The sequence below is a fragment of the Mesorhizobium sp. M0954 genome, assembly GCF_040319155.1.
GTDB lineage: Bacteria > Pseudomonadota > Alphaproteobacteria > Rhizobiales > Rhizobiaceae > Mesorhizobium.
Genome location: NZ_JAMYNR010000075.1, coordinates 1 through 1,620 on the forward strand (window position 1 = coordinate 1; position 1,620 = coordinate 1,620).

A 1,620-nucleotide genomic window follows, 5' to 3' on the forward strand; every position below is an offset into this window, starting at 1 on the left:
ATCACCGAACACTCTCTCCACGGCATCAACACCTCCGGCCAAAAGCCAAAAGTGTTACCCATGTGTCCGGTACAAAACGTCACCTATGTCTCAGGCCGCGCAAAAGGTGCGCTAGGTTATGTCGAAGCTTGCCTGAACCTGAAAGAAAGTGACGGCGGCCGGCTTTGTGGTCTGCGCGCGCGACAATGGGTCCGTCACAGATTATTCGTTGATCATTCGTTCGCTTGACTGATTTGTAACCCCTGAGCCGCCTGCCCTAAGCAAGCGTGATCCGTCGCGGGCCTAGCGGACAGTGCTGCCCACGCAAAGTGAAACCGCGTGGCGGCTGGCAGCGGCTGGCAGCAAGTTCAGTTGATTTTCGGGGCATGGGATGCGATTGTGGGAGGGATTGGGCAGCGTAGCGATTTGCCCCTGATCATGTTTGGCGGGCGCCTCTGTCTGCCAATCTGCAGCTGCAAGAACCCATTGTTGAACAGAATGAGATTGCACTCTGTCGCTGAAAGAATAGCTTTTTTCATAACACTTCTTGTCGTTTTTATGCTGGCGCTTGTGCCTGTTTCCCGTCTTAAGGAATTGGGACTGGAGGTAGGCTTCCACTACGACAAACTAAATCACGGGATCGCTTTCGCCGTGCTGATGTTTGTTGGCGGCCTTGCTTGGCCGGAACGCAAAACAACTCTGATAGTTTCCCTCGCTTTGATTGGCGCCGCTATCGAATTTCTTCAACGCACCAGCGTGATAAGACGGGATCTTGATGTGCTTGACTTGGCCGCCGATTGCATTGGAATTGCGACTGGTCTGGTAACGCTCAGCTGTGCCAGTTTGCTTGCTCGACAGGCGGCCTAAGGATTATATCCGCCTCCCCCGCATGACCGCATCTTCGAAAGACCATGTCGAATATGCAGGAGGTCGCGGCACGCGGCGGCAAGATCATCTTGATCACCGACAGAGCCCGACTTTCCGGTGGGCTGGTGCGGATGATTTGGTCGTGCTCTGGTACCTGCCCAGTGTTTGTCCACAACAAATTGGTGTCGCCGGCAGAGAACATGGTCCGGCCAACACCCTAGCTTAACGTCGGCTCGATTGGCCGGCAAGAAAATGCATCTTGTGGAGATAGCTCGCTTGGCTCACCATGGATCGGCGTTCTATTTTGTGATTTTGGGCATCCTGAATTAAACAACAACGTTTTTCCGTTTCTTGCGCGTGGCGTTTTCATAGCCAACCTTTCTTCGCTGACAAGTTGCCAACCTTCATAAAAATCCATATGAATATTTAGCTTGTTACTAATATAAATTCCGTGTTTCGCTTCTTGATGAAATATACAAACGAAGCTAATCCAAACCAAAATAACTCTTCCATATTTTCCTACAAGCGATAAACGTCGCATATAGATTGTACTTTATGGTCTACGTCACAGGTTTACTGAGTATAATTTTCGCGACATTGCGACAATTCCGCCTACGATCAACCATTCTATCAGAGCCTGCAGGTATGTGATTTGGCGCTAATATACACCTTCTAGTAGGCAGACATCCGCGGGGCGCTATCGAATCAAAATGAGGGATTATGGATGGCAACTCTGCACTATGCATCGGGTGGTTCTGCCACCGAAATCGCAAC

Annotated in this window: 3 protein-coding genes and 1 pseudogene; 3 read left to right on the plus strand and 1 reads right to left on the minus strand. The window is 50.6% G+C overall.

The window, feature by feature from the left end; all coding sequences use genetic code 11:
- The 3 genes and pseudogenes from NKH93_RS34170 to NKH93_RS34485 all read left to right on the plus strand — a co-directional run.
- Window positions 1-228: hypothetical protein (locus NKH93_RS34170; RefSeq protein WP_352976401.1), on the plus strand; the 228-nt coding region annotated here is incomplete at its 5' end.
- Window positions 229-318: 90 nt separating this feature from the next.
- Window positions 319-846: a hypothetical protein gene (locus NKH93_RS34175; RefSeq protein WP_352976404.1), complete on the plus strand. Its 528-nt coding sequence runs from the start codon at window positions 319-321 to the stop codon at window positions 844-846.
- A gap of 18 nt (window positions 847-864) precedes the next feature.
- Window positions 865-950 (plus strand): annotated as a pseudogene (locus NKH93_RS34485) (SIS domain-containing protein); the annotation flags it as partial.
- 113 nt (window positions 951-1,063) lie between these two features.
- On the opposite strand, the gene NKH93_RS34180 reads toward NKH93_RS34485, so the two are convergent.
- Window positions 1,064-1,387, minus strand: a complete 324-nt coding sequence (locus NKH93_RS34180) for a hypothetical protein (RefSeq protein WP_352976405.1) — start codon at window positions 1,385-1,387, stop codon at window positions 1,064-1,066.
- Between the last annotated feature and the right edge of the window lie 233 nt (window positions 1,388-1,620).